At 43.4% G+C, this 20,863-nt stretch carries 14 protein-coding genes; 12 read left to right on the plus strand and 2 right to left on the minus strand.

Annotation, left to right across the window (positions count from 1 at the left end; all coding sequences use genetic code 11):
- Window positions 1-7 precede the first annotated feature (7 nt).
- The 12 genes from ACQZ43_RS14135 to ACQZ43_RS14190 all read left to right on the plus strand — a co-directional run bounded on the left by ACQZ43_RS14135 (window position 8) and on the right by ACQZ43_RS14190 (window position 16,159).
- The gene (locus tag ACQZ43_RS14135) at window positions 8-1,336 is read left to right on the plus strand and encodes a DUF58 domain-containing protein (RefSeq protein ID WP_430613335.1); all 1,329 of its coding nucleotides are present in this window, start codon (window positions 8-10) and stop codon (window positions 1,334-1,336) included.
- Window positions 1,337-1,345: 9 nt separating this feature from the next.
- Window positions 1,346-2,134, plus strand: a complete 789-nt coding sequence (locus tag ACQZ43_RS14140; protein ID WP_430613336.1) for a TrmH family RNA methyltransferase — start codon at window positions 1,346-1,348, stop codon at window positions 2,132-2,134.
- A 9-nt stretch (window positions 2,135-2,143) separates the two neighbouring features.
- Window positions 2,144-3,688: a serine hydrolase gene (locus ACQZ43_RS14145; RefSeq protein WP_430613337.1), complete on the plus strand. Its 1,545-nt coding sequence runs from the start codon at window positions 2,144-2,146 to the stop codon at window positions 3,686-3,688.
- Between the two features lie 150 nt (window positions 3,689-3,838).
- Window positions 3,839-4,501: a hypothetical protein gene (locus ACQZ43_RS14150; protein ID WP_430613338.1), complete on the plus strand. Its 663-nt coding sequence runs from the start codon at window positions 3,839-3,841 to the stop codon at window positions 4,499-4,501.
- Window positions 4,502-4,638: 137 nt separating this feature from the next.
- Complete coding sequence (locus ACQZ43_RS14155) at window positions 4,639-6,855, plus strand: RelA/SpoT family protein (protein WP_430613339.1); 2,217 nt, start codon at window positions 4,639-4,641, stop codon at window positions 6,853-6,855.
- Window positions 6,856-6,964: 109 nt separating this feature from the next.
- Window positions 6,965-7,414 carry a Fur family transcriptional regulator gene (locus ACQZ43_RS14160; RefSeq protein ID WP_430613340.1) on the plus strand — a complete coding sequence of 150 codons (450 nt, stop codon included), beginning with the start codon at window positions 6,965-6,967 and terminating at the stop codon, window positions 7,412-7,414.
- A 36-nt stretch (window positions 7,415-7,450) separates the two neighbouring features.
- The gene (locus ACQZ43_RS14165) at window positions 7,451-8,722 is read left to right on the plus strand and encodes an adenylosuccinate synthase (protein ID WP_430613341.1); all 1,272 of its coding nucleotides are present in this window, start codon (window positions 7,451-7,453) and stop codon (window positions 8,720-8,722) included.
- 104 nt (window positions 8,723-8,826) lie between these two features.
- The gene (locus ACQZ43_RS14170) at window positions 8,827-10,485 is read left to right on the plus strand and encodes an OstA-like protein (protein ID WP_430613343.1); all 1,659 of its coding nucleotides are present in this window, start codon (window positions 8,827-8,829) and stop codon (window positions 10,483-10,485) included.
- A gap of 10 nt (window positions 10,486-10,495) precedes the next feature.
- Complete coding sequence (locus ACQZ43_RS14175; RefSeq protein ID WP_430613344.1) at window positions 10,496-11,689, plus strand: aspartate aminotransferase family protein; 1,194 nt, start codon at window positions 10,496-10,498, stop codon at window positions 11,687-11,689.
- Between the two features lie 105 nt (window positions 11,690-11,794).
- A complete protein-coding gene (locus ACQZ43_RS14180) occupies window positions 11,795-13,198 on the plus strand; it encodes a tetratricopeptide repeat protein (RefSeq protein ID WP_430613345.1) in 1,404 nt (467 codons plus the stop codon).
- A 193-nt stretch (window positions 13,199-13,391) separates the two neighbouring features.
- Entirely contained in the window at window positions 13,392-14,147 is a 756-nt protein-coding gene (locus tag ACQZ43_RS14185) for a shikimate dehydrogenase family protein (RefSeq protein ID WP_430613346.1), read from the plus strand.
- 131 nt (window positions 14,148-14,278) lie between these two features.
- Window positions 14,279-16,159, plus strand: a complete 1,881-nt coding sequence (locus ACQZ43_RS14190) for a DUF349 domain-containing protein (protein WP_430615686.1) — start codon at window positions 14,279-14,281, stop codon at window positions 16,157-16,159.
- A gap of 687 nt (window positions 16,160-16,846) precedes the next feature.
- On the opposite strand, the gene ACQZ43_RS14195 is transcribed toward ACQZ43_RS14190, so the two are convergent.
- Window positions 16,847-18,115, minus strand: a complete 1,269-nt coding sequence (locus tag ACQZ43_RS14195) for a tetratricopeptide repeat protein (protein WP_430613347.1) — start codon at window positions 18,113-18,115, stop codon at window positions 16,847-16,849.
- Window positions 18,116-18,136: 21 nt separating this feature from the next.
- The gene (gene gyrA, locus ACQZ43_RS14200) at window positions 18,137-20,683 is read right to left on the minus strand and encodes a DNA gyrase subunit A (RefSeq protein ID WP_430613348.1); all 2,547 of its coding nucleotides are present in this window, start codon (window positions 20,681-20,683) and stop codon (window positions 18,137-18,139) included.
- Between the last annotated feature and the right edge of the window lie 180 nt (window positions 20,684-20,863).

Raw genomic sequence — 20,863 nt, forward strand, 5'->3', positions numbered from 1 at the left:
ATCATCCATGTTGTTCCAATCTCTATACATTCACCTGCGCTTTTACGGTTTTCTGATCTTTTTTATCGGACTGTTTATCACGGCTTTTATATTTCCGGGACTACTGCCTTGGGTTTGGGTAGCGTTCGGTCTGTTTGCCGCCTTTGTAGTGGTCGATTACAGCCTGTTATTCCTCAAGAAAAACGGGATAACAGCCGTTAGAACAACTCCGGAAAAACTGTCCAATGGCGATGTTAACCACATCGGTATACAGCTCAAAAACCACTACGATTGGACGGCCAACCTACAGCTGATCGACGAAATTCCGTTTCAGTTTCAGGAGCGGCATTTTGAGATCGACCGATCGATTGCGCCGGGACAAGAGGTGGCTTTAAATTATGCGTTGCGCCCCACAGCTCGGGGGGAATACACCTTTGGCAATTTAAACATTTATGTCAGTAGTCCGCTGGGCTTGCTCTCCAAGCGCTACCGCTTTGACGCCAATCAGACCGTGCCGACTTACCCTTCTTTTCTACACATGAAGCAATACGACCTATTGGCGTTTTCCAAATACAAGCAACCCTACGGTTTTAGGAAGATTCGAAAATTGGGAACCACCACCGAATTCGAACAGATCAAAGAATACGTCAGCGGCGACGACATCCGCACGATCAATTGGAAAGCCACGGCCAAAAAAAACCAATTGATGGTTAACCAATATCAGGACGAGAATGCGCAAAGCATTTACTTGATCATCGACAAAGGACGCGTGATGAAGATGCCTTTTGAGGGCTTGAGTTTGTTGGACTATGCGATCAATGCCACTTTGGCCCTGTCGCATGTCATTCTCAAAAAGAAGGACAAATTGGGTTTGTTTACCTTTTCCAAAAAGATCGACAACCGCGTGGCCGCCGAATCCAAGAGTGTGCAAATGCGGCAGATTATGGAACAGCTGTATCGCATCGATACCGACTTTCATGAAAGTGACTACAGCAAACTCTATGCAGATGTAAAAAGAAACCTCAGTCAGCGCAGTCTTTTAATACTTTTTACTAATTTTGAAACCTTGGACGGACTTAATCGGCAATTGCCTTATTTAAGAGGTCTGGCAAAGAATCACCTGTTGTTGCTCGTCTTTTTTGAAAACAGCGAATTGCACGAACTCACCCAGCAAAAGGCCGTTCATATACAGGACATCTTCGACCGGGTCATCGCGGAAAAGTTTAATCACGAAAAGCGTCTCATCGTCAATGAGCTGCGAAAATACGGGATTTACAGCGTATTGACTCCCCCGGAAAAACTGTCTATGGACACGATAAATGCGTATTTAGAAATCAAGGCCCGAGGCATTATATAAAACATCCAAATGAAAAAAATCGATAGTCCGCAAAATGCGTATATCAAAAGTCTGATACAACTGCAAGAGAAATCGAAAAACCGCCGGCAAACGGGCACCTTTATCATCGAGGGACAACGGGAAATACACCTGGCACTCAAGGGCAATTACAGCCTGGAAACCCTGCTTTTTTGCAGCGACTACCTCTCGGAAGAAAAAGCGAAACTAGGGATACCGCGTCAAGTGGAGGTGATCGCGATTTCCAAAGAGGTCTATCAAAAGCTGGCGTATAGAGACACCACAGAGGGCTTGCTGGCCATAGCGCACAGCAAATCCCTGCAATTAAGCGATTTAAAGCTAACCGAGCAGCCCTTGATTTTAGTGGCAGAAGCCCCGGAAAAGCCCGGCAACATAGGTGCATTACTGCGCACGGCCGATGCGGCCAATATCGATGCGGTTATCATAGCCAATCCCAAAAGCGACATCTACAATCCCAATATCATTCGCTCCAGCGTGGGTGCGGTGTTTACCACCCCCATTGCCACGGGTAGTACGGCAGAAGTGCTCGCTTTTTTACAGCAGCACCGCATTGCCATATACTGTGCCACCTTACAGGATTCTACCGCGTACCACACCCTGAATTACCTACCGGCAACGGCCTTTGTAGTCGGTACCGAAGCGACGGGATTAACCGAAGAATGGCGTGCTGCCAGCACCCAAAACATCATTATTCCAATGAGTGGCGAAATCGATTCTATGAATGTTTCCGTCGCGGCTTCCATCTTGGTTTTTGAAGCCAAGCGCCAACGCGGATTTTAACCTAAAACCATGAAAAACACCCTGTTCTTATTTTTGGGATGCATCGGCCTAAACGGCTGGTGTCAGCCTGTGAATATTTCCAAAAAAATCGACGAAGTTACCCTACAAGCCATGACGGCTTTTGACGTACCGGGTATGGCGATTGCCGTAGTAAAAGACGGACAAGTCGTTCATGTAAAAGGCTACGGCCTGCGCTCGATCACTTCCAAAGAAGCCGTAGACGAACACACCAATTTTGGCATTGCCTCAAACAGCAAGGCTTTTACTTCGGCAGCTTTGGCCTTGTTGATCGACCAAAAGAAGTTGCATTGGGACGACAAGGTCGTTCACTACCTACCCGAATTTAAGATGTACAACGATTACGTCACCCAAGAGTTTACCATTCGCGATTTACTTACGCATCGCAGCGGTTTGGGACTCGGTGCAGGCGATTTGATGATCTGGCCAGACGGTCACGACTTTAGCCCTCGAGATATCGTTCAAAACATACAGTATTTAAAACCCGTATCGGGATTCCGCGCTCAGTACGATTACGACAATCTGTTGTATATCATAGCGGGAATGGTGGTGGAAAAAGTCAGCGGTAAGAGCTGGGCTGCTTATGTGGAAGCCGAAATCATGAAACCGATAGGCATGAATACCAGTGCAGGTAATTGGAACCGCCTGGCCGATAAGACCAATGCCGTAGTACCTCACGTACCCGTAGGGGGCGAACTCACCGTTATTCCGCGCTACACCAATACGATATTGGATGCCGCAGCGGGAATCTACTCCAACGTCAGCGATTTGTCGCGTTGGATGCAATTGCAGCTCAACGAGGGCGAATGGGAGGGCAAAGCGATATTTAGCAAGCAAACACATCGCGAAATGTGGACCCCGCAAACCTGGATTCCCAACCGCAGTACTCCGCCCTACAACTCCTTGTTTAAGGCCTATGGACTCGGCTGGCAACTCACCGATGTTGCCGGTAGCCTACAGGTTTCCCATACCGGCGGTTTAGAGGGTATCGTGACACAAGTCACCCTATTGCCGCAGCAGGAACTCGGTATAGCCGTGTTGACCAACCAACAATCGGGTGCCGCTTTTCATGCGATTACCAACACGATTAAAAATTACTATTTGAATTTACCCGAACAAGATTTCGTCTCCGAATACCAAAGTCATGCCCTTGCCAACGACGCCAGTGCCGCTCAAATCGTTCTCAACGTTTGGCTGCAGGTTCAACGCAATAAAAAAGCGGCTACTTCCGTTAATGCCTTAAACCAATTGGTCGGAAAATACAAAGATCCGTGGCTGGGTGAAGTGCAGATATACACAGAGGGCGATGCTTATGTGTTTGAATCCAAACGATCGCCGCAATTAAAAGGCGAAATTGAATTCTATCAGGACGACCAATTTGTCGTTAAGTGGTATAATGAATCCTTTGATGCCGATGCGTTTATCAAGGTCAACCGCGAAAAGGAACAGTTAAAATCCTTTGAAATGGAAGCGATATCGCCCTTGACGGATTTTAGTTATGATTTTCAAGATCTGTATTTTGTGCCGATTAATTGAATTGCGGGATTTCTTAAATAAATATTAATCAAAAAAAGCTGTATTTATTTGCTAAATTAATTTTTTAATCTAAATTTGGGTGATTTTAGTTTTTTTTAACAATCAATTAAAAACAATCCCATCTTTTCATCAACAACTAAACCAATGAATATGAATTGCTTTAATACTACTTGCTTTAAGCAAAAGACCTTTTCAAATTTAAAATTAACACTTGCTGCCTTGATTTTCACATTTGGTATCAGTGCTCAAGCACAGACATTTAAAGAAAAGCGTTTTATCAACGATTATAAATGGAAGGTTTCGGTACAGATGAATATCATGGATTTTGGCTTTGACAAAGACGATGCAACCAATACGGAAAACTGGAACATGCTTTCCTTTCCATCGCGGGTAGCGATTGAAACCCGTATTGTCAACCATTTAAGCGCGGAATTAGCCGTTGCGATGAATAAAATTGAAGAAGGACACTTAGTCAATGGAAAAATAGCCAACAAAGAATTGGACGTGATTGCCGTTGATGCCAATTTCAAATACTCTTTGGGCGGTCTGTTCAACATTCCGATTGTCGATCCGTACTTGGCTACTGGAGCGGGATACTTACAACTCGACGGTACGAGTAATGCTACGTTTAACTACGGTGGGGGAATCAACTTTTGGTTGGCCGACTTGGCTTTCCTAAGAGATTACCGCTATATGCGCGATCGCAGAATTAGCCGTTTTGGACTCAACGTAGAGATACTCGGCAAGAAAAACTTAAACGACGGTCCGGGCAGCAATTTACAACTGTCTACCGGTGTCTTCTATATGTTCTAGCAATGCCCGATAATACAAAATAGCAACTCCTCTAAACAGAGGAGTTTTTTGTTGTTTATGCCTTCGAGAATAGCGGGTATAAAATTTGCTAAATCAAAAATATTCGCTTAAATTTAGAATGTTCAACAGCAACATATATGACCGAAATAGAAATCGAGAAAGAGAATAAAGCCATTGCCCAAGAGTATAAGGAATTGCTTAGAATAAGTTATCAAACCTTGTCGGACGATGAAAAGAAAATGGTTCGCAAAGCTTTTGACGTAGCCGTAGAAGCGCATAAAAATCAACGTAGAAAATCTGGGGAAGCCTATATCTTCCACCCGATTGCCGTGGCAAAAATTGTCGCCTCGGAAATCGGACTCGGTGCCACTTCCATCGCCGCCGCTTTGATGCACGACGTGGTCGAAGACACGGATATCACTGTGGAACAAATCGAAGAGTGGTTTAACCCCAAGGTGGCCAAAATCGTCGAGGGATTGACCAAGATGGCCTTGTTGGAGCCGGACTCGCATATTTCGATGCAGGCGGAGAATTACCGCAAAATGCTGCTGACCTTAAACGACGATGTTCGGGTAATTCTGATCAAGATCGCCGATCGCTTACACAACATGCAAACCATGGAAAGCATGGCGGAATACAAACAGGCCAAGATCGCTTCGGAAACGCTGTATATCTATGCTCCTTTGGCGCATCGCTTGGGCTTGTTCAACATCAAAACCAAACTCGAAGACCTGGGTTTAAAATATACCGAGCCCGAGGTGTACCAAGATATCGTCAGTAGAATACGCGACACCAAGGAAGAGCAGGAAGCCTATATGGATTCGATTTCGGCGGTGTTAAAAGAATCCCTGGATTTGGAGCAGATTCAGTACACCATGAAGGGGCGTCCCAAATCGATTTACTCGATTCGCAGAAAAATGAAGGCGCAAAACGTCACCTTTGACGAGGTATACGACAAGTTTGCCCTACGCATCATATACAAGTCCAAGCCCAATGAAGAGAAGTTCTTGGCCTGGAAGATTTACTCCATAGTAACCGACCACTACCGCCCGAGTCCAAGCCGATTGCGCGATTGGATTTCCTCGCCCAAGTCTACGGGCTATGAGGCGCTACACATTACGGTGATGGGCCCAAAGGGGCGTTGGGTAGAAATTCAAATCCGCAGTGAGCGCATGGACGAGATAGCCGAAAAGGGCTATGCGGCACATTACAAATACAAGCAAGGCGTTACCGAGGAAAACAGTTTGGACATCTGGCTCAACCAGCTCAAAGAAGCGCTCGAAAACGCCGAGAGCAATGCGGTCGACTTTGTAGAGGATTTTAAGCTAAACCTCTACTCCAAAGAGATTTACATATTTACGCCCAAAGGCGAAATCAAATCCCTGCCCAAAGGTGCCACGGCCTTGGACTTTGCCTTTAGCATACACTCGGAAATTGGCATACACACCAGAGGTACCCGAGTAAACGGGCGCTTGGTTCCCCTAAACCACGTTTTGAGTAGCGGGGATCAGGTGGAAATCATGACTTCCGAGCACCAAAAACCGAGCATACACTGGCTGGATTATGTGACCACTTCTCGAGCCAAAAACAAGATTCGCAACGTACTCAACGAGAACACCAAGAAAATAGCCGAAGACGGCAAGGAAATACTCTTGCGCAAACTGCGCCATCTAAAGATTACCTTAGACGAGAAAACCGTTAATGAAATGGTGAATTACTTCAAGCTAAAAACCAGCTTGGATCTGTTTTACCGCGTGGGCGTAGGCATTATCGAAAACCAGCAATTAAAGGATTTCGCGGCCTTAAAAAACAATACGCTCATCAATTTCTTTAAAAAGACCATCAAAAGACAACCCAGTACCACCGCAGAGGTGACGCCGAACAAAGATGCCTCTCAACTGGATCTGATCGTCTTTGGCAAGGACAATGAAAAACTGGACTACAAATTGGCCAGTTGCTGCAACCCCATACCCGGCGACGATGTATTTGGTTTTGTAACGATTAACGAGGGCATCAAGGTGCACCGCAAAGACTGTCCCAACGCGATCAGTCTACAGTCCAATTACGCCTATAGAATTATCAATGCCCAATGGATCGATTCGTCTAAAGAGAATTTTGAAGCGACCATTAAAATTACCGGCTTGGATTCGATCGGACTTACGGGCGAAATTACGCGCGTGATTTCCAACAACATGACGGTAAACATCAAAAGTATTTCGCTAAGCGAAAACGCGGGAATTTTCAACGGACAAATTACCATTACCGTTCCCAACAACGCCTTGTTGAAAAAATTAATGGCCAACATTAAAAAGATTGAAGGAGTGGATAAAGTCACCCGTATATATTCCAACTAGCACGAATAGAGTAAGCTAGTTTAAACCCAATAATTGCAAAAAGGTTCGGCTATTCCATTTCATAACAGAAAAAATAGCCTTATCTTTGCAATTGATATTTAATATTCCAATGGAAACAAGTAAAAGTCAAGAAATTGTAAAAACTGTTTTTACAAAGTATTTAGAAGAAAGAGGGCATCGAAAAACACCGGAACGCTACGCCATTTTACAAGAGATATACGATAGTGAAGAGCATTTCGATATCGAATCCTTGTACATTAAAATGAAGAACAAGAACTATCGTGTAAGCAGAGCCACCTTGTACAATACCATTGAGCTTTTACTGGAATGTGGACTGGTACGTCGCCATCAATTTGGACAGAACCAAGCGCATTACGAAAAGTCTTATTTCGACAAGCAGCACGACCACATCATCTTGACCGATACCGGCGAGGTTATCGAGTTTTGCGATCCCCGTATACAGACGATTAAGAAAACCATCGAAGAGATTTTTGACCTACAGATAAACAGTCATTCTCTTTATTTCTATGGCACGCGCAACAAACCAACCGAAAAATAATAGTCCAAAGCACTAATCTAAACAACACACAAAATAATGACAGTAGATTTACTACTTGGCCTGCAATGGGGCGATGAAGGAAAAGGAAAAATTGTAGACGTTCTTACTTCAAAATACGACATCATTGCTCGCTTTCAGGGCGGTCCTAATGCGGGACACACCTTAGAATTCGACGGAATAAAACACGTACTGAGAACGATTCCTTCTGGAATTTTCCACAAAAACTCCATCAATATTATTGGAAATGGAGTCGTTATTGATCCCGTGGTTTTTATCAAAGAAATCGCCGATTTAGAAAAATTCAACATCGATATTTATTCGCGCTTGTTGATCTCTAGAAAAGCACATTTAATTTTACCGACACACCGCTTACTCGACGCCGCTTCTGAGGCTTCTAAGGGAAAGGCCAAAATTGGCTCTACGCTTAAGGGGATTGGTCCAACTTATATGGACAAAACCGGAAGAAACGGATTGCGTGTTGGCGATATCGAATTGGCCGATTTCAAAGAGCGCTATACCGCCTTAGCAGAAAAGCACCAATCGATGATCACCTTTCACGATGTCGAATTGCAATACAACCTTCAAGAGTTAGAAGAAGAGTTTTTCACGGCGATTGAGCAGTTGAAAAAGTTGACTTTTATCGACAGTGAGGAATACATCAACAACGCGATGAAAGAGGGCAAATCCATTTTGGCCGAAGGGGCACAAGGATCGATGTTGGACATCGACTTCGGAACTTACCCATTCGTAACCTCTTCCAACACTACAGCAGCTGGTGCTTGTACCGGTTTAGGTGTACCGCCCAATAAAGTGCAAAAGGTATTTGGAATTTTCAAAGCCTATACCACCAGAGTGGGTAGCGGTCCCTTCCCTACTGAATTGACCAACGAACTCGGCGAAACCATGGCTCGCGTAGGCAAGGAATTCGGATCGGTTACCGGTCGTGCGAGACGTTGTGGATGGTTGGACTTAGTCGTATTAAAATACGCGGTTCAAGTCAATGGCGTTACCGAATTATACATGATGAAAGGCGATGTACTTTCCGGTTTTGAGTCCTTGCAAATCTGTACGGCTTATGAATATCAAGGTGCGGTGATCAAACACCTTCCCTACAATATTGAACCGCAAAACGTAACTCCGATTTTCGTAGAGAAAAAAGGCTGGAAAGCCGATTTGACCCAGATGACCACCTACGATCAATTCCCTAAAGAATTTAAGGAATACATCGAATTTATCGAAAGTGAAGTAGGCGTTCCCATCAAGATTGTTTCTGTGGGTCCAGACCGAAAACAAACGATTCTAAAATAAATAGCTCAAAACACTTTCTTCGGAAAGTGTTTTTTGTTTATAAATAATTCCCAATTAAATTTTTCTGAACTTTTTTTCTTTAAATTTGAACAAAAATTCTAGATTTGAAAACATTACCTTTATTTTTTCTATATTCTTTTCTTCTTTTCACCTTCGCGGCCACGGCACAAAACAAAAAAAACATCATCATCAAACACGCTGATTACAGTGATATTAATCAGGCCGAGATACCCGATGCCGTTTTGTTGACCGGAAATATCGAAGCCGAACACGATGGGGTGTTGATCAATTGCAACAAAGCCTATTACTTCGAAAAAGAAAACTATATCAAACTCTTTGGTAATGTGATCATGAACCAAGGCGACACCATTCACATGAACAGCCGCTATGCCGAATACAACGGCATGAATGGCTTTGCTTATGCCAATGGCGAGGTGGTGATGCGCTCGCCCAACTCCATGTTGGAAACCGACACCATCCACTTTGACCGCAACCAAAACATCGCCTATTACAATTCGTTTGGAAAGATTACCAATGAGGGAAACATCCTGACCAGTCAGGCTGGAAAATACTTGATCAACGACAAAAAGTTTCAATTTATCAATGCGGTCACCATCACGACCGACCAGGGCACGGTGGTTAAATCCAATCACTTGGATTACTACGAAGTCCCGCAGCACTCTTATGTTTTTGGTCCTTCGACCATCACGAGCAAAGACAACTACATCTATACGGAAAACGGTTTTTACGACGTAAAACAAGACATCGGCAAGCTGATTAAAAACTCGCACATCATTTACGACAACCGCCGCATTGAGGGCGATTCGATGTATTACGACAAAAAGCGCGACTTTTCATCGGCCACCAACAACGTCAAAATTACCGATACGATCAACAAAATGATTATTCGCGGACATTATGCCGAGGTGTACAAAGCGCAGGATTCGATGTTTGTCACCAAAAAGGCCCTGATTACCACGGTTACCGAAAACGATTCGGTCTATATCCACGCCAAGCGCATCTTGGTTACCGGAAAGCCCGATGCGCGGATCATTCGCGGTTTTAACGATGCGCGCATTTTTAAAACCGATATGAGCGGTAAAAGCGACTCCTTGCACTACAGCCAGCAAGTGGGTTTAACGCAGATGATCGGCAGACCGGTGGTTTGGAATGGCGACAGTCAGCTTACCGGCCAGCTCATTCACCTGATCAACAATCCGCTGACCGAGCAACTCGACTCGCTCAAGGTACTCAACGACGCCTTTGTCATACAACAGGATACGCTGGGAACGGGTTTTAATCAGGTCAAGGGTCAAAATCTTTACGGCAAGTTTCGCGACAACAAAATGTACGAGATCGACTTGATCAAAAACGCCGAGATCATCTACTATATGTACAACGACGACGACGAGTTTGTCGGAATCAACAAAGGGGTTTGCAGTCAAATCAATTTGGAACTCGAAGAAAACAAAATACAAACCGCCACGCTGTATGTAGAACCGCAAAGCGAGATTTACCCCGAAGCCGACCTGCCCGAAAACGCGAGAAAACTGCGCGATTTTCTCTGGCGCGGCGATGAGCGGATTCGAACCTTAGAAGAGATTTTTCCGGAATCGGAACTGATGCTGGATGCCAAAATACAGGAAGAAAGCGAAATCCAACAGAAAGAGGCCGAGGTACCGATGGAAATACAGTCAGAAACCCTGGGCAAACCCAAAAAAGACAGCAAAGACAGCAAAGACAGCAAAAAAAATAAAAAATAATACCGGGATCATGAGAAAAGAATTTTTCAAATACCAAGCACAGACTTCACCAAATCCTTTAGCCATGGAAGTTTCCCACGCTAAAGGTTCCTATATATACGACACCGACAACAAAAGATACTTAGACTTCGTAGCGGGCGTTTCTGCTTGTACACTGGGGCATCAGCCCGAGCGCGTACATCAGGCGATCAAAGACCAATTGGACAAATACACCCACGTGATGGTGTATGGGGAATACATACAAGAACCGTCGGTGGCTTTTTGCCAATTGCTGGCCGCACACTTACCGCCAACACTGAACAAGACCTACTTGGTCAATTCGGGTACGGAAGCCACAGAAGGGGCCTTAAAACTGGCTAGGCGGGTTACGGGCAGGAGTCAGCTGATTTCTTGTTTAAACGCCTACCACGGCAATACCATGGGTTCGATGAGCGTGATGGGTTGCGAAGACCGCAAACGCGCTTTTAGACCCTTGTTGCCCGACGTGGACTTTATCACGTTTAACAACGAAGCCGACTTGGAAAAGATCACCACCAAAACGGCGGGTATTATCTTGGAATCCATCCAAGGTGGTGCGGGCTTTATAGAACCCCACAACGGCTTTTTACAAAAAGTTCGCAAGCGCTGCGACGAAGTGGGTGCCCTGATGATTTTAGACGAGATTCAACCCGGTTTCGGTCGCACGGGCAAGCTGTTTGGCTTTCAGAATTACGATGTGGTTCCCGATATCTTGGTGTTGGGCAAAGGCATGGCCAGCGGTATGCCCGTAGGTGCCTTTACCGCCGACGAAAAGCACATGGATATGCTGTTTGACAATCCGAAATTTGGACATATTACCACCTTTGGCGGTCATCCGGTAATTGCGGCAGCGAGCTTGGCTACCTTACGAGAATTGGTCGAAACCGATATCATGGCACAGACTTTGGTTAAGGAACAATTGTTTCGATCCTTATTGGTACATCCGCTGATTGAGGAAATACGCGGTCGGGGATTGATGTTGGCACCGATGACCCGCAGCGCCGATATTACCAACCAATTAATTATGAGATGCCAAGATAAAGGACTAATTTTGTTCTGGCTTTTATTTGACGGTAAGGCCGTTCGCATTACCCCTCCCCTGACGATTTCCGAAGCGGAAATCCGAGAAGGCTGTCAAATCATCTTAAGTGTATTGGACGAAATTCAGCAGGAAGGAAGTTTATAAAATCCTTTTAAACATCGAAATAATTCGCATTTTTTTGATTATTTCCAAAACAATCCCGTCTAAATTTCATATATTTAGACTAAGGATAACACAAAAGCGTTTATTATGTATTTAAGCAACGAAGAAGAAGAATATAATTTATCCCTTTCCCGTTTTGAATCGATGCTCAAAACCAACAAAGTTTTGTTTTTTGATTCTGAAGAATTTGAAAATATCATTCTTCACTACCTCGATTCGGGAAAAATGAATCTCGCTAAAAAAGCGCTTAAACTAGCTTTAGAACAACATCCTAACTCTACGGGCCTCAAATTGGTACAGGTGGAGCTATTGGTTTTTCAAGACAAGTTAGAAATGGCCGATCGCTTGCTCAACGAGCTACACGCCATCGAGCCGACCAACGAAGAAATATACATTCAAAGAGCCAATATCTATTCCAAAAAAGGGCAACACGAAACGGCTATTGAATTTTTAAAAATCGCCTTAGACCTGACCGAGGATTTCTCGGATGTCTATTCCCTATTGGGTATGGAGTACTTGTTTATAGACGAAATTGAACTGGCCAAAGAGAGTTTTATCCGCTGTTTGGAAAACGACGAAGAGGACCAATCTGCCTTGTACAACATTGTCTATTGCTTTGACTTTCTCGCAGAGAACGCCAAAGCGGTGGAATTCCTGATGGAGTTTATCGAAAAGGATCCGTATAGCGATATCGCCTGGCACCAGTTGGGCAGGCAGCATTTTACCTTAAAGAATTACGAGGAAGCGGTGCGGGCTTTTGATTATGCCACGCTGATCGACGAGCATTTTTTGGGGGCCTATCTCGAAAAGGGAAAGGCCTTGGAAAAACTCAAGCGCTACCAAGAAGCCATAGACAACTATATGATTACTTTGGAGCTCGATGCACCATCGTCTTACGTATTGATGCGCATTGGGCATTGCCACGAGGAATTGGGCAATGCGGAGATGGCGTTGCACTACTACAAAAAAACCGTGCACGAAGACCCGCTCTTGGACAAGGGTTGGATTTCGCTAACCGATTTTTTTATCAAAGAGGAGCATTATGAAAAAGCGCTACACCACCTGGAAAAAGCGATCAACATCGACGATCAGAACGAGAAGTATTGGATTCGCTACGCGGCTTTAAACAAGAGTTTGCTACACTTTTCCGAGGCGGAAATCGGCTATCAAAAGGCCATTGAGCTCGGAAGCGATCAGCTGTCTGATTGGACCAACTGGGCCGATGTATTATACTTATTAGGAGAATACGACACCGCCATATCCAAGTTGCTCGAAATTTCGGAAACCCATCCAGACGATCCGGAAATCGCATACCGCTTGGCCGTGTTGTACTTTACGCTCGACGATGTGGAAAAGGGCACCTATCACCTGGTGATTGGACTGCAAAAGGATTACGACAAAAAAAGCCTGATCGAAGAGTTGTTTCCCTCCCAATGGGAAAACCCCTTGGTACAAAACCTGATAGACAATTATCCCAATAAGGCGCAATAAACCTACAAAATCCATCGAAATTCGGTGGATTTTTTTTGATTTAAAAACCGTCGACCGCACCTCCAGCACGGACCTAGCGCCCTAAATTTAAGCGCGGGAAACCCCCAAAACTTTTTTTGTATTTAAGCGAAGAATTCGAGCGATTTTTAGTAATCTTGTCCTTTGAAAATCACCATAGAAAAAAGGTTTAGCGATGGGCAAAAGAAATCAATACGGGTTAGTCGGTAAGAACATTGAATACTCTTTTTCGAGATCGTATTTTAAGCAGCGATTCTCCAACAAAGGCGATGTGGAAAGTACGTATGAGAACTTTGACATCGCTCAGATTTCCGACTTTGATCAAATCCTGACCGACAACCCCAATTTAAAGGGATTAAACGTCACCATACCGTATAAGGAATCCATTATACCGTATTTGGACGAACTGTCTAAAAACGCGATCAGAATCGGTGCTGTGAACACGATTAAGATTTCGAAAAAAGGCAAGCTCAAAGGTTATAATACCGATTGGCACGGGTTTTACAAATCGCTTAAACCCCTGCTTAAAAACAAGCCAAAAAAGGCCCTTATATTGGGAACTGGCGGTGCGAGTAAGGCGGTGTATCACGCCCTGGAGCAACTGAATATCGAGCCGCAATACGTTTCTCGAAATTCCGAAGAAGGCGTATTGAGTTATGGCGCGCTCACAGCGGAAATCTTTGCAGCGCATTTGCTGGTCATCAATACCACCCCCCTGGGCACCTTTCCCGACATCGATCAAAAACCCGATTTGGACTACGGTTTATTTACGGCACAACACTTGGCCTACGACTTGATTTACAATCCCGAGACCTCGGCCTTTTTGCGCGCGGCTCAACTGCAAGGTGCCCAAATCAAGAACGGCTTGGAAATGCTCGAATTGCAAGCCGAAAAATCCTGGAAAATTTGGAATAAGTTAGCCCTGAGCTAGAAAACTCTTGTTTCTGTTAAATAGCGGCTTCTTTCCGGTATAAAATCCATTTTTTTACCTTTTTTCTTTTTTAGGATCGGTTGTGTTTTGTATCTTTCCGAAAATAATGTTAAACATTAAGCGTTTAAATGATGTTAGAAGAAAAGAATGATAACCTGCACAGGGATGCAGACGGACTTAAAGAAGTTTCATCGCCTGAAATTGTACCTACCGATCAAGAACAAGCTGTAAACTCCATTATGCTTTCCAATGCGGAAGAAAGTGAAGACAACGCTGCTCAAGAGTCCAACGACATCCCCAAGTTAGACTACGATACCTTAAGCATGGAAAGCTTAACCGATGAATTACAGAAGTTAATCTCATTGGGTAAAATAACCGCTATCAAGGATCACGCAGAAGAAATACGCAAGGCTTTTTTGTCGAAATACACCGATTTCATCGAGGAGAAGAAAGAGCGCTTTACGGAGCAAAATCCAGATTCAGAAGCTGAATTTGAATATGAGTTTCCGCTAAAAAACTTTTTTGAAACGCTATTTAACGAATATCGCGATAGAAAAAATGCTTATTACAAACAATTACAGAAAAATTTAAACCAAAACTTAGAACAGCGCATCGCCATAATCGAGGAGTTGAAAACGCTGATCGACGATGCGGAAAACCGAAATGACGCAGTTAAAAAACTGACTGCTCTAAGGGAGAAATGGAACCATGCCGGTCCTATTCCCCGCGATAAATACAACCACGTTTGGAACAATTACCACTTTCACGTTGAGCGCTTCTACGACCAATTGCATTTGGATCGGGAATCGCGTGATATGGATTTCAAACACAACTTGGAGCAAAAGCAAAAAATCATCACACGCGTTGAAGAGCTATTGCAAGAAGACGACATCATCAAAGCCTTTCGCGAGCTGCAAACCCTACACCGAATCTGGAAAGAGGAAATCGGCCCGGTAGACCGCGAAATTCGAGAGGAAATCTGGGAGCAGTTTAGCGACTTAACCAAGCAAATGCACGATAAACGCGAGCAGTTGTTCGACAAGTTAAGAGAAGCTGAAAACGATAACCTGCTCAAGAAAATTGAAATCATCACCGAGATGGATCAAATTTCTAGGGAGGAAATGACCAGTCATAACGCTTGGCAAAACCAAATCAAAAAAATCGAGGCTTTGCGCGCGCGCTTTTTTGCCATCGGCAAAGTACCCTCGGAAAAAAACGAGGAAACTTGGTATTTGTTTAAATTGGCCACGCGTAACTTCAACGTCAATAAAAACTCCTTCTACAAAGAGCTCAAAATCGATCAACAACAAAATCTAACCAAGAAATTGGCGTTAATCGAAAGTGCTCATGCGCTCAAAGACAGTGAAGATTTTGATGCGGCTACGCCTCAAATGAAGCGCATACAAGAGGAATGGAAAAAGACGGGGCATGTACCCAAAAAGTATTCCGACAGCCTTTGGAAAGAGTTTAAAGACGCCTGCAACCATTATTTTGACAAGCTACACACGGCTAGAAATCAAGAAAACGATGAAGAGGCTGCAGCTTATAGCAAGAAAAAGGAATATTTGGATTTGCTAAAAGAGTTTCAATTGTCTGGCGATCACAGAACGGATTTGGAAGAGATTAAACTCCACATCAACAATTGGAAAAACATCGGAAGAGTGGCGCAAAGCAAGCGTTTTATCGAAGGTAAATTCAACAAGATACTCGATGTGTTGTTCGACAAATTGAGCTTGAGCAAAAAGGAAACCGAATCGGTAAAATTCAACAACCGCCTCGATCAATTGGTCGAATCCAACGACCAGAAAAAGATTCAAAACGAAACGATCTTTATACAGCGCAAAATGGAGGAATTGAAATCGGAAATTTTCCAATTGGAAAACAACATACAGTTTATTTCCAATGCAAAACCCGACAATCCATTTGTCAAAGAGGTGTATAAAAACATCGATAAAAACAAAGAGGAATACCAAATGTGGGCGGATAAACTGCAGCGCATTAGAGAAATATAATTTTATGTCTAGTCAAGCGGCTGTCTCAAAAGGACAGCCGCTTTTTTGATTACACTACTGCGCGAGTCCGCTCGAGTAGACTATATTAAATACAAGAATTCTCAATCGTGATTATTGTATTCATGAAAAATTTGTTTTTCGATTTAAACTCATTTTATAATCCCAGTTAGACCCGCCTATTTTACTTCTAGACAGTAAGTGTTTTTCTAATTAAGAAAAGCTATAATTAGCAAGTGAGATGTTCTTCGTATAGTTTAAAATAAGAAGATGTTTTAATAATAGTATTGAAAAGCATTTGCCCAGCGAGCCGACTCGCCCGGCAGCGGAGATTGGATTTTGTCTTCATTTAAAAACAGTTTCTTCGACTTTACTACAACCCAAAGCGAATTTACGCATCATCGAATCGACGAATCCACCTTTTTTTTAAACTATTTTGACAACAGTAGTACCCATGCTGCTGCAGAGTCTTTTAATGCCAAAATCAAAGCTTTTAGAACTCCGTTTAGAGGAGTAAGAGATATAGGCATTCTCCTTGGATGGATTGGTCGCTATTTTTGCATAAACACAACATTTAGGATTGATCCGGAAAACCGGCGATTGCAAGCTTAGGTAAGACCGGGGTGCAGCTGCTTATCAAAAACAAAAAAACCACCTAAAAGGTGGTTTTTATAGTCGCTGTTCAAGCTATTATTTTGCTTCTAAAGCTTTCAATTCATTCTTCATCTCCAAGGCTTTGTATATTCCCTTAAGCGTATTGATGGCTTCTGTGTTATCTTTATTGATATCCAGTACCTTTTTCAAATCGGGAATAGCGCTTTTGTAGATCAAATCCTTTTCCTTTTTCAAGGCGTCGTATTTTTTGTTGTCAGATGCAGACATCCCCAAGGCATTCATCTTGTTGGTCAAACCTTCGTCTGGCATCAACTTCAAAATGGCTAAGTTCAAATAGGCATTTTCCGCTTTTGGATTGATCGCAATGGCTTTTTCGTAATACTTCTTTGCTTCATCGTATTTTTTAGCTTGGTAACTCGTTACCCCTAAATTGTACAACAACACATCGTCATTGGGATTTTTGGCCAAGGCTTCTTTTGCCAATTCCTCGTATTTCCCCATGTTGTTTGACTTTAAATACAAATCCATTTGAGTCAACAACAGGTTCATGTCGTTTGGATCGGATTTACGCGCTTCTGCAATGGCTTTTTCCGCTTCGTCATACTGCCCTTCTTGATGATAAATCAAGGCCATATTTTTGATGATTTCGGGTCTTTTAGAAGATTCCTTAACGAATTTAGGATCTTTATGACTGCCTTGCTTGATCATTAAATCTCTCATTTTGGAATCCTTTCCAAAACTCTGAACCTCACCACTGGTTTTTTCCACCGCGGTATAGTACGATTCTTGTCCTGTAAAGCCCAAATCCATCAATTTTTTATAGTTGTTAATCGCCCCGGTATAATCCTTGGAATTCACCGCTGTAGAAGCCGCGTAATACAAGTAAATCGTATCGGTAGGGTTTAACTCGTATGCTTTATTAAAACGCTTGGTAGCCTCTGTATACTGCGATTTATTATTCGCCTCTATGGCTTTATTCACCACAATTTGACTTACCGCTTTCAGTTCTTCTTCCGCTTGCTTGGAATACTTGTTGGACTTGGCTCCTTTTTCCAGTTCGAAAACTTGTTTATAGGAAGCCACCACCTCGTCGATGTTTTTATCCAAATCGACTTTTTTCTTTACTTGCTCGTAGGCAAAATTTCCCTTTAGGAAATAATATTGCGCCTTTTGAGCATCGTTAGCATTGGATAAAACCGCTTCCACTTTAGACAGTGCCGCTTTGGTTTCTTGAACATCGCCTTTTTTTATAGCGCGCTCTGCATCTTTTAATTCGCTTTTTTGAGCCATTGCTAGCCCAGAAATCATAAGAGCAGAAAGTGCATAAGCATATCTTCTATTCATAATTATTCTATTTATATTAATTTAATCTTCTTGCTCGTCAATAGGGTCGGTGTCGATGGGTTGCTCATCTGCTTCTTCATCGATTTCTCCTGCTACAAATCCTTCTTCACCTTCCAGCAATTCCAATTCGTCTTCTGGCATTACTTTAGCCACAGCAGCGATGGAATCGCTTCCCTTGATGTTGATCAGGCGAACACCTTGCGTGGCTCTACCCATAATTCTCAAGTCGGAAATGCGCATTCTAATCGTCAATCCCGATTTATTGATAATCATCAAATCATCCTGGTCGGTTACCGAGTTGATCGACACTAACAAACCGGTTTTGTCGGTGATGTTCATCGTTTTCACTCCTTTTCCACCGCGGTTGGTTTCGCGATATTCATCCAGAGAAGAACGCTTACCATATCCGTTTTCCGAAACGACTAGGATTTCGCTTTCTAAATCACTTACAGAAACCATACCAATTACTTCGTCTTGGTCATTGGCTAGGGTAATTCCGCGAACTCCAGAGGCCGTACGTCCCATTGGGCGTGTTTTCTCTTCGTCGAAACGAACCATTTTTCCTGACTTCACCGCTATTAACACCTTGCTTTTCCCATCGGTTAGCTTGGCTTCTAGCAATTCGTCGTCTTCTTTAATCGTAATGGCGTTGATTCCATTTAATCTCGGACGGGAATATTGTTCCAGCGGCGTTTTCTTCACCTGACCCTGTTTTGTAGCCATAATCACATAGTGACTGTTGATATATTCCTCATCTTTTAAATCTTGAGTACAGATAAAGGCTTTGACCTTGTCGTCGTTCTCAATATTGATCAGGTTTTGGATGGCACGTCCCTTACTGGTTTTGGTTCCTTCTGGGATTTCGTATACGCGCATCCAGAAGCATTTTCCCTTTTGAGTAAAGAACAACATATATTGGTGGTTGGTCGCTACGTACATGTGTTCCAAGAAATCGGAATCGCGGGTACCTGCGGATTTTTGCCCCACTCCACCTCTATTTTGGGTTTTGTATTCCGAAAGCGATGTTCTCTTGATGTATCCCGCATGCGAAATGGTGATCACCACTTGCTCATCGGCGATCAAATCTTCGATGCTCACATCTCCGCCGGCGTATTCAATAACAGAACGACGTTCGTCGCCGTATTTTGCTTTTATTTCGGCCAATTCCTCTTTAATCAGATTCATTCTCAGCTCTTTGCTGGCTAATAATTCTCTTAAATGGGTAATTAACTTCATGATTTCGTCGTACTCCGCACGCAGTTTATCCTGCTCCAGTCCGGTGAGTTGACGCAAACGCATCTCAACTATGGCACGGGCTTGAATATCGGACAAACTAAATCGCTCGATCAATTTAGCACGGGCTTCATCGGTATTGGACGAAGCGCGGATCAAGGCGATCACCTCGTCGATATTGTCTGAGGCTATAATTAATCCCTCTAAGATATGCGCGCGTTCTTCGGCTTTTCTCAATTCGTATTCCGCTCTACGCGTCACCACTTCAAAACGGTGCTCTACGAAATAGTGGATCAATTCTTTTAAGTTCAACATCTGCGGACGTCCGTTTACCAGGGCAATATTATTGACACTGAAAGAGGATTGCAGCTGCGTAAACTTGTATAGGGTATTTAAAACGATATTGGGAACGGCATCTCTCTTGAGCACATACACGATACGCATACCGTTTCTGTCGGATTCGTCGCGTATGGTTGCGATTCCCTCGATTTTTTTGTCGTTTACCGCTTCAGCGGTTTTTTTGATCATCTCGGCTTTATTGACCTGATAAGGAATCTCGGTCACGATAATACACTCGCGTCCGTCTACTTCTTCAAAACTGGCTTTGGCGCGCATGATTACCCGTCCACGTCCGGTTTTAAAAGCTTCGCGTACGCCTTCGTATCCGTAAATGATACCTCCTGTAGGGAAATCGGGCGCCTTGATGTAGTTCATCAATTCGTCGATTTCGATATCGGTGTTGTCGATATAGGCCAAAGTACCGTCGATCACTTCGCACAGGTTGTGTGGCGCCATATTGGTCGCCATCCCTACTGCGATACCCGATGCACCGTTAATCAACAGTGTCGGCACCTTGGTAGGCATTACTTTGGGTTCTTGTAAGGTATCGTCAAAGTTTAATTGGAAATCTACTGTTTCCTTGTCGATATCGGCTAGAATTTCTTCCGATATCTTTTTCATTCTGGCTTCAGTATACCTCATTGCAGCTGGGCTATCCCCGTCAACTGATCCAAAGTTACCCTGACCGTCAACCAATAAATAACGCAAACTCCAGTCCTGAGCCATACGCACCATCGCATCGTAAACCGAGCTATCACCGTGAGGGTGATACTTACCGAGTACTTCCCCTACAATTCTCGCGGACTTCTTATGAGCTCTATTGGCCATTACACCGAGTTCATACATTCCAAACAATACTCTTCGATGCACAGGTTTTAAGCCATCTCTAACATCCGGAAGCGCTCTTGATACAATAACCGACATTGAATAATCAATGTAAGCTGATTTCATTTCGTCTTCAATGTTAATAGGAATTAACTTTTCTCCTTCAGACATAAGTATATAAATTAAAAATTGTCAAATATTAAAACGTGCTAATATACGAAAATTCGCTGTTTTTATGCTATATTTATCAATATATTTCGCCTTTTGACAAAGATTTGAATCCCTGATTTATTTTAAAATAATTTAGATCCAGATTTTTATTTTTCGTTTTTTTTTCGTCAATTAGCCTTT

The organism is Flavobacterium sp. JP2137 (assembly GCF_050562195.1).
Lineage (GTDB): Bacteria > Bacteroidota > Bacteroidia > Flavobacteriales > Flavobacteriaceae > Flavobacterium.